This is a genomic window from Enterobacter sp. AN-K1 (assembly GCF_020971765.1).
Lineage (GTDB): Bacteria > Pseudomonadota > Gammaproteobacteria > Enterobacterales > Enterobacteriaceae > Enterobacter > Enterobacter hormaechei_C.
Window position 1 is genome coordinate 1,508,018 of sequence record NZ_CP087390.1, and the last position, 20,522, is coordinate 1,528,539.

Here is a 20,522-nt window from a genome sequence, read left to right on the forward strand (position 1 = left end):
TCTCCCACGGGGAGAGGGGGAAGATCAACCGCTCTTCTTCCCCGGCTTTAATCCGCGGTGTAACTCGTTGATGCGCTTCATCGACTTGATGGTGCGCTGCGGCTCGGTGGAGGCGACGGACAGAATAATCATCTCCAGGCACAGCAGCACCGTGCCGTGCAGCGGGATTTTGCCCTTCTCGCCGCCGCGCGGGACGTGGATCACTACGCTTGCCTCTTTGCTAAAGCGCGAGTCCGTGGCGTTGGTCAGCAAAATGGTGGGAATACCCAGGCGCTTCGCTTCGCGCAGCGTGGTCTGCCCCTCCCGGTGCGCGGATTTTTGCGCCATCATTACCAGCACGTCACCGCGCTGTAGGGCAATCAGCTGTTCGGCGAGGCCAATACCGGTGCGGTTGAGCGGGATCGCAGGCAGGCCTATACGGCTAAACAGTCGCGAGGTGTACTCGGCCAGAATGCCGGATGCGCCAATGCCAAAAATAGCGACCTGTCTCGCCTGCGCCAGCAGCGACACGGCCTGCGCCATCGCGTAGCGGTTGCCCGGTTCGGACAACACCGCGCAGGTGTGCTGATGGCCTTCCAGCACAAAATCGATGCTCGCGTCGACGTCGCTGGTAAGCGTGTTTACCGTGGTGGACATCTTCTCGCTGGAGGTGACCACCGGGCCAAACCACTGCTCCAGGGTCTGCTTGAGATCCCGCAGCCCGCCAAACCCAAGCGCCTGAATGGCACGCACCACGGTGGCGTCCGAGGTGTGTAGCACAGCGGCAATCTCCATTGCCGTCTGCTCCATAACCGCTTCACGATTTTCATTGATATAGCTCGCCACCTGCAGCAGACGCGGCGTCAGCTGGTGCGCCCGCGAGCGGAGGCGGTCGCCGTAGACATCAATTTTTCGGATCATCGTGCGGCCTCCGGCAGCGGACGGCCCGCTATCTGCGACTGCACCTGCGCGGCCATCAGCCCCAGCGAGGCAAATGAATTTGAGATCGCTTCCTCGCGGGAGATGAGCACGTAATGCCCGGTTCGGCAGGCGTTGAGAAACTGACACCAGCCCGGCATCACCGCATCCATCGCCGCCAGCTCGTCCTGCGGTTTTCCGCCGGTGTCCCCGCGCCAGGTGGCAAAGACAAAATCAGCATCCAGCTCCGGCAGGCGCTCGGCGCTGACGTCGATGCGCCCGCCCTCCGGGATGCTCTCAATCAGCGGCGGGAACCTGAACCCTGCGTCGCGCAGCACGCGCCCAAGCGAGTGGTAGCTGTGCATGGCGTTGATTTTGCCCTGATTGGCCTGAATCACCGAGACGGTCAGTTTGCTCGTATCGATGGTCGCCTTTAGCGCCTCGATCTGCTCCTGATAGCGACGCTCCAGAATCTTCAGCCGCGCCTCTGTCCCGGTAAGCTGCGCCAGCTTGCGGTAGATCTCCGGCGCACCGCCGTCGAGGTGATCGATACTCACCGTCGGGGCAATTTTTTCCAGCTGTTCGACCGGCGTGTTGCGGGTCGGCTCGGTGATGATAAGATCCGGCTTCGCCGCGGCGATGGCTTCAATATCGATATCCGCGGTGCCGATGAATGTGATGTCGGAATTATCAAAATCGATGCCCGTCAGCATACCGCTGGAACGCAGAAAATGGCTGCCGTCCGGTCGGGTGCGGCCATGGCTGGCAACCGGCGGTACGCCAAGCTCGATCAGCGGAATGGTGATATCCAGGTCGTGCAGGGACACAATCCGCTTCGGGTTAACCGGCACCACCACGTTGCGGTTCAGGTCGTCAGTAAACGTCTGCGTTGGCTCTGCGGCTCCTACAGCAAAACCCACCAGCACCAGCATTGCAAAAAATACGCGCATTTTTATCCCCTAAAATCGATCCCGACGCTGCCAGAGCAGCAGCAGGAAAAACGGTCCGCCAATCAGTGAAATGACAATTCCCGCCGGCAGCTGCAACGGGAGAAATGCCAGCCGCCCGACGTTATCCGCCAGCAGCACCAGCAGCGCGCCCAGTACGGCACTTCCCGTCAGCAGTGCCGTTTGCCCTCCGCGCAGCAGCAGGCGCGCCATGTGCGGGGCAATCAGCCCGACAAAGCCGATACTCCCCACGCAGGAGACGCAGGCCGCGGTGAGCACCACGGGGGCAAACACGCGCAGCAGAGCGAGGCGTGAAGTCCGCACGCCCAGCCCCGTCGCAGTGTGGTTGCCGAGCAAGGCTACGTCTGCGGCGCGTGCGGTAAAGAGCAGCAGCGCAAACGCCGGCACTGTCCAGGCAGCAGCGATGCTGACCAGCGTCCAGCTTGCCGTATGCAGGCTCCCCGCCAGCCACAGCATCGCCGTCTGGACGTCGCGCACGTCGGCGGTCGTCATAAAGACCCCCATCGCGGCGGCAAACGCCCATGACACGCCGATGCCGATCAGGATGAATCGCGGGCGCGAGATATCACGCGCCAGCGCCACTACCAGCAGCGCGGTCAGCAGCCCACCGGCCATGCCGATAAGTGGACGCCAGTACGGCCCCAATCCCGGAAACTGAAAAATCAGCAGCAGCACCGCCGCGCTACAGCCCTCTTTCACGCCGATAAGACCGGGGTCAGCAAGGCCGTTGCGGGTAATGGACTGCATGGCCGCCCCCGCCATGCCGAGCATCGCGCCGCACAGCACCGCCATCAGCAGGCGCGGCAGGCGGATATCCATCACAATGTAATGCGCATCCGCCGTCAGACGTTCAGGATAAAACAGCGCACGTCCGATGGCGGAAGCAGGAATGGGCAGCGAACCGTGCGTCAGGCCAAAACTTAGCAGCAGGAGAGCGGCAAGCGATAATACGGCCAGATACAGCAGCGCCCTCGGGCGAACCAGCGCCGAGAAGGAGAAAAATCGTACTGCCCTCAATCCAGCCCGGTTCATTTGAACATCCTTGACGCCATAAGGATAAAGACCGGCGCGCCGACCAGCGCAGTCATCACGCCGGTTGCCAGCTCATACGGCGTAAACAGCGTACGGGCGGCGATATCCGCCATCAGCAGAACCAGCGCCCCGCAGAGGGCTGAAAGCGGCACCATCACGCACAGGTCCACCGATACCAGACGGCGAATCAGCTGCGGCACCACGAGTCCGATAAACCCGATCGGTCCGGCAACTGAAACCGCCGCGCCGCACAGCAGGGCGATGGCCAGCAGCGCGAGCAGGCGCGTTTTCAGCAGCGACACGCCAAGCCCCTGCGCCATTCTCTCGCCCAGCGCCAGCATGTTCAGCGACGGCGACAGCCAGAACGCCAGCGCAAAACCCACGGCAGCGGCCCCCGCGGCGCTAGCGATCGTCTCGCCGATGACTCCCGCCACATCCCCCGCAAGCCAGGTCCGCATGGCCAGCAGCGTCTGTTCATCCAGAATCAACACCGTGGCGGTTATCGATGAGGCAAATGCCGACATCGCCACGCCGCACAGCGTGACCTTCATCGGCGTGAGACCGGTACGCCCGGATGAGGAGAACGTTAGCACCAGCAAAAAGAGCGCGGCGGCGCCAGTTGCGGCTATCAGAGGGCGGCCAAACGGCAGCGACAGCCCGAGGGCACTCGTCAGCACCACCGCCAGCGCCGCCCCTGCATTCAGCCCCAGGATATGCGGCTCGCCGAGCGGATTGCGGATCACTGATTGCAGCAGCACGCCCGCGACGCCGAGCGCCGCGCCCGTCACCAGGGCGGCGCATAGCCGCATCAAGCGCAGCCTGACGATCACGCTATGCTCAAAATTGCGCGGGTCGAAGTGGAAAAATGCGTCTACTACCGTCCGGGGGGCGATAATGCGCGCCCCGATGCTCAGGTGCGCAATCGCGCCTGCCAGAAGCAGCAGCGTAAAGAGAATAAAGGCCACAGATGTGCGCATCATGGTTTGTCGTCAGCCTGACGGAACGGCATAAAGAACGGCTTGCCGGTCAGCGGGTTAACCGACATATGCACGTCGACGTCAAACACCGCTTTGATCAGCTCCGGCGTGCAGGCGTCGCCCTCATGCAGTACCCCCTCAACCTTTCCCTGACGTAAAAAGACCAGCGAATCACCGTAATTCACGGCGAAGTTGAGATCGTGCAGAACCACCACCACGGTGCGCCCGTGCCGGCGCGTCAGCGTGTGCAGCAGTTCGAGGATCTCCACCTGGTAGCGAAGATCGAGGTACGTCGTGGGTTCATCCAGCAGGATATAGGGCGTTTGCTGCGCCAGCACCATAGCGATCCAGCAGCGCTGGCGCTGGCCGCCGGACAGGCTTTCAACCAGATGATGGGCAAACTCTGCCGTTCCGGTCAGGCGTAACGCCTCTTCCACGGCCCGCTCGTCTTCCTCGCTCCACTGGCGCATCACGTTCTGCCAGGGGAAACGTCCGCGCGAGACCAGCTCAAATACGGTTAACCCTTCTGGAAGCAGCGGAGACTGCGGCAGGATCCCGAGCTGGCGGGCGACCGCTTTGGTTGGTTGCGAGTGGATGGCTTTGCCGTCCAGCACCGCGCTGCCGCCGAGCGGCTGAAGCAGCCGTGCGAGGGTACTTAACAGCGTCGATTTTCCGCAGCCGTTTGCGCCCACCAGAACAGTCATTTTCTGCTGGGGGATCGCAAGGGAGATATCATCAACGATGATTTTTTTCTGGTAACCCGCGGAGAGGTTCTCAAGAACCAGTCCCGGCTTTTTGATGTAGTGAGCCACGTGAACGCCAACGTAAGAAAAAAAACCAACAAATAAAAATAAAACTCATTCTCTTTTGTGAGTTTGCCGCCGCTCCATGTAGTAGTCAAGCGAAGATACACCCTGTAAAACCCAGGGATAATTGAGCATCACCGCACAAATTAAAATTCATTTTTATTGATTATTTTCAATAGCTTAAACAATAAATCGAAGCGTGTTAGCCAGAGAGAAACCTCTGTAGCGAAATTTTTATTTATTCCATTTACTACTACATGCCCTCATGCTTGAATGATTCTCAATTACAAGTCCGATGCCGTAGAGGCTAACGGACAGACCGTAAGGGCAATGACTCACACATTCTTCCGCGAGCATTTCATCGCAGGATATTTTGGGAAAACAGATGTAATGGCTAAGTTCACACCTTCATTCGCCGGGGTAAAAGGGCGCGCGCTCTTTTCACTCCTGTTCATGGCGCCTCTGGTGCACGCAGCAGCAAAAGACGGTGAGACGCTTACCGTCACTGCCGATCCTTACGCTTCCACCGACGCCACCAGCGGCTATCAGCCCCTGAACACCTCCACCGCCACGCTGACCAACATGCCGATGCTGGACATCCCGCAGGTGGTCAATACCGTCAGCGATAAAGTGCTGGAAGACCAAAACGCGACCACGCTAGACGAGGCGCTGTATAACGTCAGCAACGTGGTGCAGACCAACACCCTGGGCGGCACGCAGGATGCCTTCGTGCGCCGTGGCTTCGGCGCAAACCGCGATGGCTCGATCATGACCAACGGCCTGCGCACCGTGCTGCCGCGCAGCTTCAATGCCGCAACCGAGCGCGTGGAGGTGCTAAAAGGCCCGGCCTCGACCCTTTACGGTATTCTCGACCCCGGCGGCCTGATTAACGTGGTGACCAAACGCCCGGAGAAAACCTTCGGCGGCTCGATTTCTGCCACATCAACCAGCTATGGCGGCGGTAGCGGACAGTTTGACGTCACCGGTCCAATTGAAGGTACGCGTCTGGCCTATCGCCTGACGGGGGAGTATCAGGACGAGGATTACTGGCGTAATTTCGGCACCGAACGCAGCACCTTTATCGCCCCGTCTTTGACCTGGTTCGGCGATGATGCCACCGTGACCGTGCTCTATTCGCATCGCGACTATAAAACGCCGTTCGATCGCGGAACGATCTTCGATCTCAACACCAAAAAGGCCGTCGACGTCGATCGCAAAACCCGCTTTGATGAGCCATTTAACGTGACCGACGGTCAGTCCGACCTCGCTCAGCTTAACGCGGAGTATCGGCTCAACAGCCAGTGGACCGCGAAGTTCGACTACAGCTACAGCCAGGATAAGTACAGCGATAACCAGGCTCGCGTGATGGCCTACGATTCAAAAACCGGCAACCTGACCCGCCGCGTGGATGCGACCCAGGGTTCGACCCAGCGTATGCACACAACGCGGGCAGATTTGCAGGGGAACGTGGACATCGCGGGCTTTTACAATGAGATCCTGACCGGCGTGTCGTATGAGAATTACGATCTGCTGCGCACGGACATGATCCGTTGTAAGAACGTTAAGGATTTCAATATTTACAACCCGAGCTACGGCAGCCTCGGCAAGTGCACCACCGTCTCGGCAGCCGACAGCGATCAAACCATCAAGCAGGAGAGCTACTCCGCCTACGCGCAGGACGCGCTGTACCTGACCGATAAATGGATCGCCGTTGCCGGACTGCGCTACCAGTATTACACCCAGTACGCGGGCAAAGGCCGTCCGTTTAACGTCAACACCGACAGCCGCGACGACCAGTGGACGCCGAAGCTGGGCCTGGTATACAAGCTCACGCCGGCAGTCTCCCTGTTTGCCAACTATTCCCAGACGTTTATGCCGCAGTCGTCCATTGCGAGCTACATCGGCGACCTGCCGCCGGAAACGTCGAACGCGTATGAAATAGGCGCTAAATTCGACCTGTTCGACGGCATTACCGCCAACATCGCGCTGTTTGATATCCACAAGCGCAACGTGCTGTACACCGAAAGCGTCGGTGATGAAACCGTCGCCAAAACCGCGGGCCGCGTGCGCTCGCAGGGTGTCGAAGTGGATCTCGCCGGATCGCTGACCGAGAACACCAACATTATCGCCAGCTACGGCTATACCGATGCGAAGGTGCTGGAAGACCCGGACTACGCGGGCAAACCGCTGCCGAACGTACCGCGCCATACCGGCTCCCTGTTCCTGACGTACGATATTCACAATGCGTTTGCCGGGAATACGCTGACAATTGGCGGCGGCGGGCACGGCGTAAGCCGTCGTTCAGCGACTAACGGTGAGGATTATTATCTGCCGGGCTATTTCGTGGCGGATGCATTTGCGGCGTACAAAATGAAGCTGCAATATCCGGTGACGCTACAGGTGAACGTGAAGAATCTGTTCGATAAGACCTACTACACGTCGTCGATTACGACCAACAACCTGGGCAACCAGATTGGCGACCCGCGTGAAGTGCAGTTTACGGTGAAGATGGAGTTTTGACGTAAAAAAGCCCGGTGGCGCTAACGCTTACCGGGCCTACGATCCTAACCCCTTCCCTGTGGGAGAGGGTTAGGGTGAGGGGACATCAGGCCTCAATATCCGCCATATCGCCTTTCTCCTGGAGCCAGTTACGTCGGTCTTCAGAACGTTTCTTGGCCAGCAGCATATCCATCACGGCGTTGGTTTGCTGTTCGTCTTCATCGCTGATGGTCAGCTGCACCAGACGGCGGGTGTTCGGATCCAGGGTGGTTTCACGCAACTGCATCGGGTTCATCTCGCCCAGCCCTTTAAAGCGCTGAACGTTCGGTTTGCCCTTCTTGCGTTTGAGCTGCTCCAGCACGCCCGCTTTCTCTTCTTCCGTCAGCGCATAGTAGACTTCTTTGCCAAGGTCGATACGGTACAGCGGCGGCAGCGCCACGTGGACGTGACCGTTTTTCACCAGCGTGCGGAAGTGCTTCACGAACAGCGCACAGAGCAGCGTGGCGATGTGCAGACCATCGGAGTCCGCATCCGCGAGGATACAGATCTTGCCGTAGCGCAGCTGGCTCAGATCGTCGCTGTCCGGATCGATGCCGATCGCCACGGAGATGTCGTGTACTTCCTGCGAGGCCAGCACTTCATCAGACGAGACCTCCCAGGTGTTGAGGATCTTACCCTTGAGCGGCATGATCGCCTGATATTCACGATCGCGCGCCTGCTTGGCCGATCCGCCTGCCGAGTCCCCTTCCACCAGGAACAGCTCGGTGCGGTTGAGATCCTGGGCGGTACAGTCCGCCAGCTTGCCCGGCAGCGCGGGGCCGCTGGTCAGCTTTTTACGCACCACTTTCTTCGCCGCGCGCAGGCGACGCTGGGCGCTGGAGATGGCCATTTCAGCCAGCATTTCTGCGGCCTGAACGTTCTGGTTCAGCCACAGGGTAAACGCATCTTTCACCACGCCGGAGACGAACGCCGCACACTGGCGTGACGACAGGCGCTCTTTAGTCTGACCGGCAAACTGCGGATCCTGCATCTTCACGGAGAGCACGTAGGCGCAGCGGTCCCAGATATCTTCTGCGGAAAGCTTCACGCCGCGCGGCAGAATGTTGCGGTATTCGCAGAACTCGCGCATCGCATCCAGCAGCCCCTGACGCAGGCCGTTGACGTGCGTCCCGCCGAGCAGCGTTGGGATCAGGTTGACGTAGCTTTCCGTCAGCAGCTCACCGCCTTCCGGCAGCCACAGCAGCGCCCAGTCCACCGCTTCGGTGTCACCTTCGAAATTCCCGACGAACGGTTTTTCCGGCAGGGTCGGCAGGCCGTTAACCGCTTCGCACAGGTAGTCGTTCAGACCCTTTTCGTAGCGCCAGCTCTGTTCGGTGTTGTTTACGTGATCTTTAAAGGTGATTTCCACGCCCGGGCACAGCACCGCTTTGGCTTTCAGCAGGTGCGTCAGGCGAGAAACGGAAAAGCGTGGGCTGTCGAAGAAGCTTTCGTCAGGCCAGAAATGGACGCTGGTGCCGGTGTTGCGTTTACCGCACGTCCCGACGACCTGCAAATCCTGCACTTTTTCGCCGTTTTCAAACGCGATGTTATACACCTGGCCATCGCGACGAACGTTCACTTCCACGCGCTTTGACAGGGCGTTAACCACGGAGATCCCCACGCCGTGCAAGCCGCCGGAGAACTGGTAATTTTTGTTGGAGAACTTACCGCCCGCGTGCAGACGACAGAGGATCAGCTCAACGGCGGGAACACCCTCTTCCGGGTGGATATCTACCGGCATGCCGCGGCCGTCGTCGATAACTTCCAGCGACTGATCGACGTGCAGGATAACGTCCACGCGTCTGGCATGGCCTGCCAGCGCTTCGTCCACACTGTTATCAATTACTTCCTGGCCCAGGTGGTTTGGGCGCGTCGTATCGGTGTACATCCCCGGGCGGCGGCGAACCGGCTCAAGCCCGGTGAGTACCTCAATGGCATCAGCGTTATAGGTTTGCGTCATGATTTAAGCTAGCAATTCGCATTGATTGTCAGTGGCTGTGCAGTCCAAGAAAATCGACAATCTGGGTGAAATGATCTTCAAAGCCCGTGAAAGCATGGTTACCGCCCTCTTCTACAGTCTGGCGGCAGGATGCGTAATACGCCACTGCCTGGCGGTAATCCAGCACTTCATCTCCCGTCTGTTGCAGCAGCCAGATAAGATCGGGCGCTTCAAGCGGGTCGACCTGCATAACTTTGAGATCGTAAATATGGCGTGACTCTAGCACATATTGTTGGCCGGTGTAGGGGTTCTCGTTTTCGCCAAGAAAGTCCCTTAACAGCTCAAATGGCCGGACCGCCGGGTTGACGACGACAGCGGGTAACATAAAGCACTGCGACAGCCAGGTGGCGTAGTAGCCGCCGAGCGACGACCCGACAACGCCAAACGATTCGCCGCCGTGTTCAAGCACGATTGATTCCAGCATCTCTGCCGCATCCGCCGGATAAGGGGGCAACTGCGGAATAATCATCTCCACGTGAGGATGATTCGCGCTCAGCCACTGGCGAAGCTGCGTCGCTTTCGCCGATCGCGGTGAGCTGTTAAACCCATGCAGATAGAGAAGCGTCGACATCAATAGCCTTCCGAAGCGGTATCCGGGCGGAATTGAGCCCCAGCCAGACGGCAAACTTCGGTGGTCAGCGAGCCATCGGCATGCAGCTCCAGCCAACGCCAGCCCGGTGCGATGGTATCCAGCGTAAAGTTGGCGCAGTGCGGCTTAAACTGCACGCAGGTAGAGGGCGTCGCGAGCAGGCGGCGACCATTCCAGTCGAGATCCTGTTCCTGGTGAATGTGCCCGCACAGCAAATTTTTCACGCGCGGAAATTTCGCCAGTACGCCGTCCAGCGCCGCAGAGTTGCGTAAGCTGTGCTGATCGAGCCAGCTACAGCCCGCCGGCAGCGGGTGATGATGCAGCAACAGCAGCGTATTGCGATTCGGTTCGGCGGCCAGTTTTGTCTCCAGCCAGTCAAGCTGATAGTCGCTCAACTCACCGTGCGGAACGCCAAACACCTGACTGTCGAGGAGCAGAATTTGCCACTGGTCCCCCGCAAAGACACATTTTGCCGGTGAAATCCCCGCATCCTGAAGCGAACTGTACATAGCGGGTTGAAAATCGTGATTGCCCGGTAGCCAGACGCAAGGCACGCTAAAGCTCGCAATCCCTTCAGCAAAATGCTGATAGGCTGCGGAGGATTGATCCTGCGCCAGATCGCCCGTCGCGACGATCAGATCGCATGGCCGCTTTTCAGCATGGATCGCGTCAAGAACCGCCTGATAACTCTCCCAGGTGTTCACGCCCAGAAGCGTCTCATGCTTTTCGGCAAAAAGGTGGGTGTCGGTGATTTGTAATATCCTGACTGGCGCCCCACCAGCAACAGTCAGGTTCAACAGGCTTTCCAAATGGTGTCCTTAGGTAGGTTTATGACGCTAACAAACCGGAATCGCCATTGCTCCATGTGCTAAACAATATCTTAGCCAGTCGGCTAAAAACTGGTTAATTTGATGCTTTTCGTCGCGTTGATGCAACTTTTTATTCGGATAATCATACCGCGCTTTAAAGCGAAAGATCTGCTGGCTTGAACACACTTCAGCGACCATCGCGTCATGATAAAGACGTACCGTCATCGACGGCAGGCTCCAGTAGCTGATGCTCGGCGCCGTTTGCTCAATCTCCACCAGCGTAGTGTAGCGCGTTGATTCTGTTATCGTTAACCGATACTGCGCGTTGCTCACCTGATAGCTCACCGTTTCGCCGGGCGCGTCGTTTCGCGGCAGCAGGCGGCGCAGCTGGGCGAAATTGGTTTCGCACAGGCGCATCATTTCTGGGAAGTCAGGTGTATAACGCTTCATTTTTTCCACTCGTGTCGTAATGTCTGATAATGCAGCTGTAGCCATTGCAGAGCGATGACAGACGCTGCGTTGTCGATTTTCCCCTCTTCTACCCACTGGTAAGCCTGCTCCCGACTCACCACATGAACCCGAATATCTTCGTTTTCATCTGCCAGACCGTGGATCCCTTCCGCTGTCCTGGCGTCCACTTCGCCCACCATAATAGATGAACGTTCCGTTGTCCCACCCGGGCTTGCCAGGTAGCTCAATACCGGCTTCGTCCGGCCAACCACCAGGCCCGCCTCTTCCAGCGCCTCGCGGCGAGCGACGTCTTCGACCGACTCACCCTCCTCGATCATCCCGGCCACCATCTCCAGCAACCACGGCGTTTCGCTGGTATCATAAGCCGCAATACGCACCTGCTCGACCAGCACAACTTCATCACGCACTGGGTCATAGGGTAGCAACACAGCCGCATGCCCGCGCTCAAAAATTTCGCGTTTGATTTCACCGCTCATCTCACCGTTAAACAGACGATGCCTGAAACGGTAAAGTTCCATTGAAAAAAAACCGCTATAAAGCGTTTCTCGTGCAATAATTTCTACATCGTTTTTGGCGAAGGTGACAGGCACGTTTTCTGGTTTTTGCATCGGTCGAGTCCTGGTAGCAATGGTGATGAAATTGTGAATTTCAAGGCTGTTTGGCTGCCGTTTGTATGGCTATATGGTAGATTGGAGCAAATTACCGCCAGATGGCACGTTACGCCAACCTTTTGGTGTGGATGATTCTGTTAGAATCGGCAATTATTTTTAATTAGATCAGCGCTAATACTGCTTCACAACAAGGAATGCAAATGAAGAAATTGCTCCCCATCCTTATCGGCCTGAGCCTGACGGGCTTCAGTGCAATGAGCCAGGCAGAAAACCTGTTACAGGTCTACCAGCAGGCACGTCTGGGCAACCCTGATTTACGTAAATCAGCGGCCGATCGTGATGCTGCGTTTGAAAAGATTAACGAAGCACGTAGTCCACTGCTGCCGCAGTTAGGCTTAGGTGCAGATTATACCTACACTAACGGTTTTCGCGATAACAATGGCATCGATTCGAATGCCACCAGCGCCTCTTTACAGCTTACACAAACCCTGTTCGACATGTCCAAATGGCGTGAACTGAGCTTGCAGGAAAAGAGCGCCGGCATTCAGGATGTCACCTATCAAACCGATCAGCAGACGCTGATCCTGAATACCGCGACCGCCTATTTCCAGGTTCTGAGCGCGATTGACGCCCTCTCCTACACCGAAGCGCAGAAACAGGCGGTTTACCGTCAGTTAGATCAAACCACCCAGCGTTTTAACGTGGGCCTGGTCGCCATTACTGACGTGCAGAACGCCCGTTCACAGTACGATACCGTACTGGCTAACGAAGTGACCGCACGTAACAACCTCGACAACGCCCTGGAAGCACTGCGTCAGGTCACCGGTAACTACTATCCTGAGCTGGCCTCTCTGAACGTGGACAGTTTCAAAACGGACAAACCGCAGGCGGTTAACGCCCTGCTGAAAGAAGCGGAAAACCGCAACCTGACCTTGTTGCAGGCACGCCTGAGCCAGGATCTGGCGCGCGAACAGATCCGTCTTGCACAGGATGGTCACCTGCCAACTCTGAGCCTGAGCGCCTCTACCGGCGTATCGGACACCAGCTACAGCGGGTCTAAAACGACCTCTCAGGCCTATGACGACAGCAACGTTGGCCAGAACAAAGTGGGTCTCAGCTTCTCTCTGCCGCTGTACCAGGGCGGGATGGTTAACTCTCAGGTTAAACAGGCGCAGTACAACTTTGTGGGCGCCAGCGAGCAGCTGGAAAGCGCACACCGCAACGTGGTGCAGACCGTGCGTTCTTCCTACAACAACGTAAATGCCTCTATCAGCAGCATCAACGCCTATAAACAGGCCGTCGTCTCTGCCCAGAGCTCACTGGATGCGAACGAAGCGGGTTACTCCGTAGGTACGCGTACCATCGTGGACGTGTTAGACGCAACGACCACGCTGTATAACGCGAAACAGCAGCTCTCCAGCGCACGTTATCAGTATCTGATTAACCAGCTGAACATCAAGCAGGCGCTGGGGACGCTGAACGAGCAGGATCTGCAAATGCTGAACAGCACGCTAGGCAAACCGGTCCCTACGTCGCCTGACAGCGTCGCGCCGGAAAATCCACAGCAGGATGCCGCCGTTGATAATTTCACCCCTAACAGCAGCGCCCCGCTTGCGCAGCCAGCGGCAGCGCGTAGCACCGCACCGGCCAGCAGCGGCACGAATCCGTTCCGTCATTAAGCCTTGCCCGATGGCGCTGCGCTTATCGGGCCTACTGAATCGTAGGCCGGGTAAGCACAGCGCCTCCCGGCGCAAAATCACACCTGAACGTAAGCCAACGTAAAGATCCCCCGGATTTCGCCCCTCTTCGCTTCATTTTCAACCACTCATCCTCTATCCTGAGCGTTATTACCACTGGGTCCTGGAAGACAAATATGAAACGGACAAAAACGATGAATCACGCGTCGTTCCGCAAAAGCTGGAACGCACGCCACCTGACACCTGTCGCGCTGGCGGTCACCGCCGTCTTTATGCTGGCAGGCTGTGAGCAAAACGACGAAACGGTTTCGCTGTATCAAAACGCCGACGACTGCGCGAGCGCAACCGGTAAAGCCGCTGAGTGTAAGACGGCCTATAACAACGCCCTGAAAGAAGCGGAACGCACCGCGCCGAAATATGCCTCACGCGAAGACTGTGTAGCCGAATTCGGTGAAGGCCAGTGCCAGCAGGCACCTGCTCAGGCGGGTATGGCACCGGAAAACCAGGCGCAGGCACAGTCCAGCGGCAGCTTCTGGATGCCGCTGATGGCGGGTTATATGATGGGCCGTTTGATGAGCGGCGGTGCGGGCTACCAGCAGCAGCCGCTGTTTAGCTCCAAAAACCCGAACAGCCCGGCCTACGGTAAATACACCGATGCCACCGGCAAGGGTTACGGTGCTGCAACGCCTGGCCGTACGATGACCGTACCGAAAACCGCGATGGCGCCGAAACCAGCCACCACCAGCACCATTACCCGAGGCGGCTTCGGTGAGTCTGTTGCCAAACAAACCACCATGCAGCGTAGTGCGACCGGCTCCTCAACTCGCTCAATGGGCGGCTGATCATGGAACGAGTCAGTATTGTCGAGCGCCCGGACTGGCGCGAAAAAGCCACCGAATACGGTTTCAACTTTCACACCATGTACGGCGAGCCGTACTGGTGTGAAGATGCTTACTATAAGCTCACGCTCGCTCAGGTCGAAAAGCTTGAAGAGGTGACCGCAGAGCTGCACCAGATGTGCCTGAAGGTGGTCGAGAAAGTCATCGACAGCGATGAGCTGATGACCAAATTCCGCATTCCGAAGCACACCTGGAGCTTTGTTCGTCAGTCCTGGAAAACGAACCAGCCTTCGCTCTACTCTCGCCTCGATCTGGCATGGGATGGCGTGGGTGAACCGAAGCTTTTAGAAAACAACGCAGATACGCCAACCTCCCTGTACGAAGCCGCGTTCTTCCAGTGGATCTGGCTGGAAGATCAGGCGAATGCCGGAAACTTGCCGGAAGGCAGCGATCAGTTCAACAGCCTTCAGGAAAAGCTGATTGAGCGTTTCGTCGAACTGCGTGAACAGCACGGTTTCAACCTGCTGCATCTCGCCTGCTGCCGCGATACTGAAGAAGACCGCGGTACGGTTCAGTATTTGCAGGACTGCGCAGCCGAAGCGGAAGTGGCGACGGAATTTCTCTATATCGAAGATATCGGTTTAGGCGAAAAAGGTCAGTTTACGGACATGCAGGATCAGGTGATCAGCAACCTGTTCAAGCTCTATCCGTGGGAATACATGCTGCGGGAAATGTTCTCTACCAAACTGGAAGACGCTGGCGTGCGCTGGCTGGAACCGGCCTGGAAGAGCATTATCTCCAATAAAGCCCTGCTGCCGATGCTGTGGGAGATGTTCCCGAATCACCCGAACCTGCTGCCTGCTTATTTTGCTGAAGATGATTTCCCACCGATGGAGAAATACGTCGTTAAGCCAATCTTCTCCCGTGAAGGGGCAAACGTCTCGATTATCGAAAACGGTAAAACGCTGGAAGCGGTTGAAGGGCCGTACGGTGAAGAAGGGATGATCGTCCAGGAGTTCTGTCAACTGCCGAAGTTTGGCGACAGCTATACGCTGATCGGCAGCTGGCTTATTAACGATCAGCCTGCCGGAATTGGCATTCGCGAAGATCGCGCGCTGATTACGCAGGATCTGTCGCGTTTCTACCCGCATATTTTCGTCGAGTAAGACTTGCCCGGTGGCGCTACGCTTACCGGGCCTACGCTCAATATGTAGGTCGGGTAAGGCGAAGCCGCCACCCGACATGTTTTTACCCCACCTGCACCGACAGCATACTCAAACTCCCCATCTCAATGCCGTCGACCGGGATTGTAATAACCTCCTGACCATCCCATGCGCCTAATACATACAGCAATGGCAAGAAATGTTCCGGCGTCGGGTTAGAGAGCGAACCGCCATCGTGATCCAGATAGTTCACCAAAGGGTGCCGTTCGACCGGCCCTTGCCAGGTCAGGTTGTCTTTTACATAGTCATTAAAGGCTGTTGCCCAGGGGTACGGCGTATTTTCACCGTGCCAGCGTACCGTACGCAGATTGTGTACCACGTTGCCACTGGCAATCAGCATGATGCCCTCATCACGAAGCGAAGCCAGCTTACGCCCCATCTCCATGTGCCAGGCAGCCGGTTTGGTGCTGTCGATACTCAGCTGCACCATCGGAATATCGGCATCCGGATACATTTTGATCAACACTCCCCATGAGCCGTGGTCGAAGCCCCAGGCTTCTTTGTCCAGCGCAACCGGAACAGGGGCGAGCAGATCAACCAGCCGCTGCGCCAGCTCAGGGGAGCCCGGCGCAGGATAATGCGTGTCATACAGCGCCTGCGGAAAGCCGCCAAAATCATGAATCGTTTTTGGCGTTTCCATGGCCGTCACGCCGGTACCCCGGGTAAACCAGTGCGCAGAGACCACCACAATTGCCTTCGGACGCGGTAACGTCTCACCCAGTTCACGCCAGGCGCGGGTATAGACGTTATCTTCCAGGACGTTCATTGGGCTGCCATGGCCTAAAAACAGTGCTGGCATACGAGAAGAAGACATGGTGATATCCTTAGAGGAGGTGTCAATGTGATGGGCCTACATTACGCGCATTCAGGTGAAGATGAACGCAGATAACCGTGAAGATCATCATCAGGAAATTTGAATGTCAGATATCGCTTAAGGAGAATGCATGTCAGTACCGTTGATTTTGACCTTACTTGCGGGCGCCGCGACCTTTATCGGTGCGTTCCTCGGGGTACTCGGGCAAAAACCCTCTAATCGCCTTCTGGCCTTCTCGCTGGGTTTCGCCGCCGGGATCATGCTGCTTATCTCGCTGATGGAGATGCTGCCCGCCGCGCTTCACACCGAAGGTATGTCGCCTGTTCTGGGCTATGGCATGTTTATCATTGGCCTGCTGGGTTATTTTGCGCTCGACCGTATTCTTCCTCACGCGCACCCGCAGGATTTAATGCAAAAAAGCGTTACCCCCATTCCGGGCAATATCAAACGCACGGCCATTCTGCTGACGCTGGGTATCAGCCTGCATAACTTTCCGGAAGGTATCGCCACCTATGTCACGGCCAGCAGCAACCTGGAAATGGGTTTTGGTGTAGCGCTGGCCGTGGCATTGCACAATATTCCTGAAGGACTTGCCGTTGCCGGGCCCGTTTATGCCGCAACGGGTTCAAAACGTACGGCTGTCTTTTGGGCGGGTATTTCCGGGATGGCTGAAATTCTCGGCGGCGTGCTGGCGTGGCTGATCCTCGGTAGCCTCGTCTCCCCGATCGTGATGGCTGCGATTATGGCTGCCGTAGCCGGGATTATGGTCGCGCTCTCTGTCGATGAACTGATGCCGCTGGCGAAAGAGATCGATCCCAACAATAACCCCAGCTACGGCGTACTGTGTGGAATGTCAGTGATGGGGATGAGTCTGGTACTGCTGCAAACGGCAGGTATTGGCTAACAATTTATGCCTCCGTTTTATACGGAGGCTTTATATTATTCAAAAAAACAATCCTATATATTTCAACTATAATAACCAACAAAACTTAAACCTATTAAAATTTCGAAAAACAACGCCTCTTAAGATAGCCTGAAAATATTAATTAAACCCATCTAAAAATATATTTAAGTCACGTTAATCGCGTCACCCCTCCCCAATCCGTATACTTTTCGAGTATTCTGAAATTAATATTCACATTACGAATCACTCTGAAAAAGGATATTTTCATGTATATGGGTAAGAAATTATTGTTAGCGGCAGCTATGGCTGCCACTGTATCGGGTTCTGCTTTTGCTGATGATCAAGGTTCAGGCAAAATCAAATTCAAAGGCGTGGTTATTAACGCACCGTGCAGCATCGCTCCAGACAGCGTTGATAAAGAAGTCGACCTGGGTGAAGTGACTACGGCCGTTATCAACGCCAACAAAAAATCCACGCCAGTTCCGGTCGATATCAATCTGGAAAACTGCCAGCTTGACGATCCGGCAGACGAAACCGACACGCCAATTACCAAAGTGGATGTGACCTTCACCAGCGCAGCGACAGATGCGACGGATACCAGCCTGATGAGCAACACCTTTGCAAACGGTGCGCAGAACGTGGGCGTCCGTCTGCTGGATAACGCGGAAAGTAACATCACGCTTGGGCAGCAACAAGAGCTTGATCTGCTGGCGGGTTCAACCACCCAGACGCTGCATTTCAAAGCGGTTATGGAAGTCCCTACAGGTAAAACTGCGACGGCAGGCCAGGTTGAAGCCACGGCTAACTACGTCCTGATGTACAAATAATTCCGTTACGTCACGGTATCAGCCGACTGGCAATCCAAGCCGGTCGGCACTCTTTATTTATTCGAGTAACAGGATGATGACATACAAATTACAATGGATAATCATCATTGCGTCCCTGTTAATGACGAAAGTTGCCTCTGCCACTGAATTTAATATAAACGCCATCGATAAAGATCAGCGCGGCAGCGTCGATTTATCACTTTTTGAAGATCAAATATCGGTTACGCCGGGGAGCTATTTCGTTACGGTTGCCGTCAATGATATTCCGCTGGCAAATGGCTGGCAGCTTCGCTGGCGAGAAATAAATAACGCAGTTCAGGTCTGTATTCCCCCCGAGCTGGCCGATACATTCGCATTGCAGGATGACGTTCGCCACGCGTTGCCGGAAAAAGAGGGATGCGTTGATTTCGCCGCCAGACCAGACATCAAATTTACTTTTGAGCAAGGCAGCCAGACCCTGAAAGTAACGATCCCCCAGGCGTGGCTGCAATACCGTGCGGTTGACTGGATGCCGCCATCCACCTGGGACAACGGCGTGCCGGGCGTACTGCTGGATTACAATCTTTTTGCCAGCCATTATCAGCCCAATAGCGGCGGCAGCAATGACAACGCCAATACCTATGGCACCGCCGGTGCGAACATGGGCGCGTGGCGGCTACGCAGCGATTACCAGTACACGCAAAGCCATACGGACGCAGGCTCGGAGCATGATGGACGTTTTTCACGCGTATATATGTTCCGCCCTCTGCCCTCGATCGGTGCGAAACTGACGCTGGGTGAAACGGATTTCCAGTCCGCCATTTTTGACGCCTTCACCTACACCGGCGCATCGCTAATCAGCGATGAACGTATGCTGCCATGGTCGCTGCGCGGCTATGCCCCGCAGATTACCGGGATAGCGCAAACCAACGCCACGGTGACCGTAAGCCTTGCCGACCGCGTGATTTACCAGAGTAAAGTGCCGCCAGGTCCTTTTGTTATTCAGGATCTTAACCAGTCGGTTCAGGGCACGCTGGACGTTAAAGTCACGGAAGAGGACGGACGCGTCAGCACCTTCCAGGTCTCGGCTGAATCCGTGCCGTTTTTAACGCGCAAGGGCCAGGTGCGCTATAAGCTCGCGGCGGGTAAAGCGCGCCAGGGCGCCTCCCATGATGTTGAAGAAAACGCCTTCATGAGCGGCGAATTTTCCTGGGGCATGCTGTCGCACACCTCTCTTTATGGCGGCACGCTGGCCGATGGCGACCGTTATCGTTCCGTCGCTGCCGGGATCGGCCAGAATATGGCCTGGCTGGGGGCGCTCTCTTTTGACGTCACGCAGGCCACCAGCCAGCTGCCACACCAGCGCAGCCAGACGGGTTACAGCTATCGCATTAACTACAGCAAGCGTTTCGATACCACCGGCAGTCAGCTTACGCTCGCCAGCTACCGCTACTCAGACCCACAGTTTTTGAGCTACGCCCGCTACCTTGATTATGACGACGGTGACCGCCAGTCGGAAAAACAAACCCTGAGCGTGACGGCAAGCCAGTACATTTCGGCATTATCCCTGAACCTGTACGTCAATATGCTGCGCCAGACATGGTGGAATGATTCACCCTCCACGACCGGCAGCATCACGGCGGGCTACAACTTTGATATGGGCCGCTGGAAGAACCTTGGCGTAACCCTGTCCTGGAGTAAAACGCATTACGATGAGGAAGACGAAAGTGACGATACTCAGTTTTATCTCTCGCTCAGCGTACCGCTCGATCCCGATCATCGACTTAACTATGACCTGCGTAACAGCGACACGCTGAGCCATAACGTGTCGTGGTATGACACGTCGGATCGCAATAATACCTGGGGCGTTTCCGCAGGCGCGGAGAGCGGGAAGCCAGACTCCGGCGCGCAGGTCAGCGGGAATTATCAGCATTATTCTTCGTACGGCGATCTCAATCTCTCCGGCAGCTATAAAGCTGACGAATATAACTCCCTTAGCGCGAGCTGGAGCGGTTCCTTCACCTCAACGGCGAAAGGCGCCGCGCTGCACCGTCGCAGCTACGGTAATGAACCCCGCGTAATGGTCAGCACCGACGGGGTAGGCAATATCCCGCTGAACATGTCGCGAGATGAGACCAACCGTTTTGGCATCGGCGTTTTGCCGTCATTCTCCAGCTATTCCCCCTCCAGCGTGCAGATCAATATGAACAACCTTCCGGATGGCGTGGACGTGGACAACCGCGTCGTGACCTCAACCTGGACTGAGGGGGCCATTGGTTTTCGTCAGATTGCCACGCGTGCAGGTCAGGACGTGGCAGGCGTTCTGCGGATGTCATCAGGAACGCCACCGCTCGGGGCGATTGTTCGCCTGGAAGAAAGCGATTTGCAGGTTGGGATGGTGGCCGATGAAGGCCACGTCTGGCTGGGCGCCGTTGAGCCAGAACAGCAGTTTCGCGTGACATGGGGTGACAACCAACAGTGTCGCTTCTCGTTACCTTCTCACTTAGAAAACAGCATGCAGTTGATACTGCCGTGTCAGTAA

Annotated in this window: 18 protein-coding genes; 7 read left to right on the forward strand and 11 right to left on the reverse strand. The window is 56.6% G+C overall.

The genetic code is table 11. The annotated features are described in order from the left end of the window. Positions 1-24: 24 nt before the first annotated feature. From LOC22_RS07245 to LOC22_RS07265, 5 genes are read right to left on the reverse strand one after another with little or no spacing between them, the layout of a single operon-like run. Positions 25-900 (reverse strand): MurR/RpiR family transcriptional regulator, encoded by an 876-nt coding sequence (locus LOC22_RS07245; protein WP_015571883.1) that lies wholly within the window; start codon positions 898-900, stop codon positions 25-27. Further along, the gene (locus tag LOC22_RS07250; RefSeq protein ID WP_015571884.1) at positions 897-1,847 is read right to left on the reverse strand and encodes an iron-siderophore ABC transporter substrate-binding protein; all 951 of its coding nucleotides are present in this window, start codon (positions 1,845-1,847) and stop codon (positions 897-899) included. The genes LOC22_RS07245 and LOC22_RS07250 overlap by 4 nt, the downstream gene beginning before the upstream one ends. 9 nt (positions 1,848-1,856) lie before the next feature. Continuing rightward, positions 1,857-2,897, reverse strand: coding sequence for a FecCD family ABC transporter permease (locus tag LOC22_RS07255; protein WP_017384048.1), 1,041 nt, complete (start codon positions 2,895-2,897; stop codon positions 1,857-1,859). Next, positions 2,894-3,877, reverse strand: coding sequence for a FecCD family ABC transporter permease (locus LOC22_RS07260; RefSeq protein ID WP_230239459.1), 984 nt, complete (start codon positions 3,875-3,877; stop codon positions 2,894-2,896). Before LOC22_RS07260 ends, LOC22_RS07255 begins: the two co-directional genes overlap by 4 nt. After that, positions 3,874-4,686 carry an ABC transporter ATP-binding protein gene (locus tag LOC22_RS07265; protein ID WP_017384046.1) on the reverse strand — a complete coding sequence of 271 codons (813 nt, stop codon included), beginning with the start codon at positions 4,684-4,686 and terminating at the stop codon, positions 3,874-3,876. The genes LOC22_RS07260 and LOC22_RS07265 overlap by 4 nt, the downstream gene beginning before the upstream one ends. Positions 4,687-5,070: 384 nt before the next feature. Here LOC22_RS07265 and LOC22_RS07270 point away from each other — a divergent pair, with 384 nt between their 5' ends. Further along, positions 5,071-7,200 (forward strand): TonB-dependent siderophore receptor, encoded by a 2,130-nt coding sequence (locus LOC22_RS07270; protein WP_230239460.1) that lies wholly within the window; start codon positions 5,071-5,073, stop codon positions 7,198-7,200. 85 nt (positions 7,201-7,285) lie between these two features. On the opposite strand, the gene parE is transcribed toward LOC22_RS07270, so the two are convergent. The 5 genes from parE to nudF are packed head-to-tail and all read right to left on the reverse strand — an operon-like array spanning position 7,286 to position 11,694. Beyond that, positions 7,286-9,178 (reverse strand): DNA topoisomerase IV subunit B, encoded by a 1,893-nt coding sequence (gene parE / locus LOC22_RS07275; RefSeq protein ID WP_230239461.1) that lies wholly within the window; start codon positions 9,176-9,178, stop codon positions 7,286-7,288. 28 nt (positions 9,179-9,206) lie between these two features. Next, the gene (gene yqiA / locus LOC22_RS07280; RefSeq protein WP_015571888.1) at positions 9,207-9,788 is read right to left on the reverse strand and encodes an esterase YqiA; all 582 of its coding nucleotides are present in this window, start codon (positions 9,786-9,788) and stop codon (positions 9,207-9,209) included. Next, positions 9,788-10,615, reverse strand: coding sequence for a 3',5'-cyclic-AMP phosphodiesterase (cpdA, locus tag LOC22_RS07285; RefSeq protein ID WP_023314864.1), 828 nt, complete (start codon positions 10,613-10,615; stop codon positions 9,788-9,790). The genes yqiA and cpdA overlap by 1 nt, the downstream gene beginning before the upstream one ends. Positions 10,616-10,642: 27 nt before the next feature. Then, on the reverse strand, positions 10,643-11,065 hold the full coding sequence (locus LOC22_RS07290; RefSeq protein ID WP_003862516.1) for a DUF1249 family protein: 423 nt from the start codon (positions 11,063-11,065) through the stop codon (positions 10,643-10,645). Continuing rightward, a complete protein-coding gene (gene nudF / locus LOC22_RS07295; protein WP_015571889.1) occupies positions 11,062-11,694 on the reverse strand; it encodes an ADP-ribose diphosphatase in 633 nt (210 codons plus the stop codon). The genes LOC22_RS07290 and nudF overlap by 4 nt, the downstream gene beginning before the upstream one ends. 203 nt (positions 11,695-11,897) lie before the next feature. Between nudF and tolC the strand changes: the two genes are divergently transcribed. The 3 genes from tolC (at position 11,898) to LOC22_RS07310 (ending at position 15,399) form a co-directional block, all read left to right on the forward strand. After that, positions 11,898-13,376 carry an outer membrane channel protein TolC gene (gene tolC, locus LOC22_RS07300; protein WP_017384041.1) on the forward strand — a complete coding sequence of 493 codons (1,479 nt, stop codon included), beginning with the start codon at positions 11,898-11,900 and terminating at the stop codon, positions 13,374-13,376. Between the two features lie 194 nt (positions 13,377-13,570). Further along, complete coding sequence (locus LOC22_RS07305; protein WP_047051997.1) at positions 13,571-14,236, forward strand: DUF1190 family protein; 666 nt, start codon at positions 13,571-13,573, stop codon at positions 14,234-14,236. 2 nt (positions 14,237-14,238) lie between these two features. Next, positions 14,239-15,399, forward strand: a complete 1,161-nt coding sequence (locus tag LOC22_RS07310) for a glutathionylspermidine synthase family protein (protein ID WP_062933780.1) — start codon at positions 14,239-14,241, stop codon at positions 15,397-15,399. A gap of 82 nt (positions 15,400-15,481) precedes the next feature. On the opposite strand, the gene ygiD is transcribed toward LOC22_RS07310, so the two are convergent. After that, a complete protein-coding gene (gene ygiD / locus LOC22_RS07315) occupies positions 15,482-16,270 on the reverse strand; it encodes a 4,5-DOPA dioxygenase extradiol (RefSeq protein ID WP_194302854.1) in 789 nt (262 codons plus the stop codon). A gap of 130 nt (positions 16,271-16,400) precedes the next feature. On the opposite strand from ygiD, the gene zupT reads away from it, so the two are divergent. The 3 genes from zupT (at position 16,401) to LOC22_RS07330 (ending at position 20,522) form a co-directional block, all read left to right on the forward strand. Then, positions 16,401-17,174, forward strand: a complete 774-nt coding sequence (gene zupT / locus LOC22_RS07320; protein ID WP_015571892.1) for a zinc transporter ZupT — start codon at positions 16,401-16,403, stop codon at positions 17,172-17,174. 266 nt (positions 17,175-17,440) lie between these two features. Then, positions 17,441-18,001: a fimbrial protein gene (locus LOC22_RS07325; protein ID WP_230239462.1), complete on the forward strand. Its 561-nt coding sequence runs from the start codon at positions 17,441-17,443 to the stop codon at positions 17,999-18,001. 76 nt (positions 18,002-18,077) lie between these two features. Next, complete coding sequence (locus LOC22_RS07330) at positions 18,078-20,522, forward strand: fimbria/pilus outer membrane usher protein (protein ID WP_230239545.1); 2,445 nt, start codon at positions 18,078-18,080, stop codon at positions 20,520-20,522.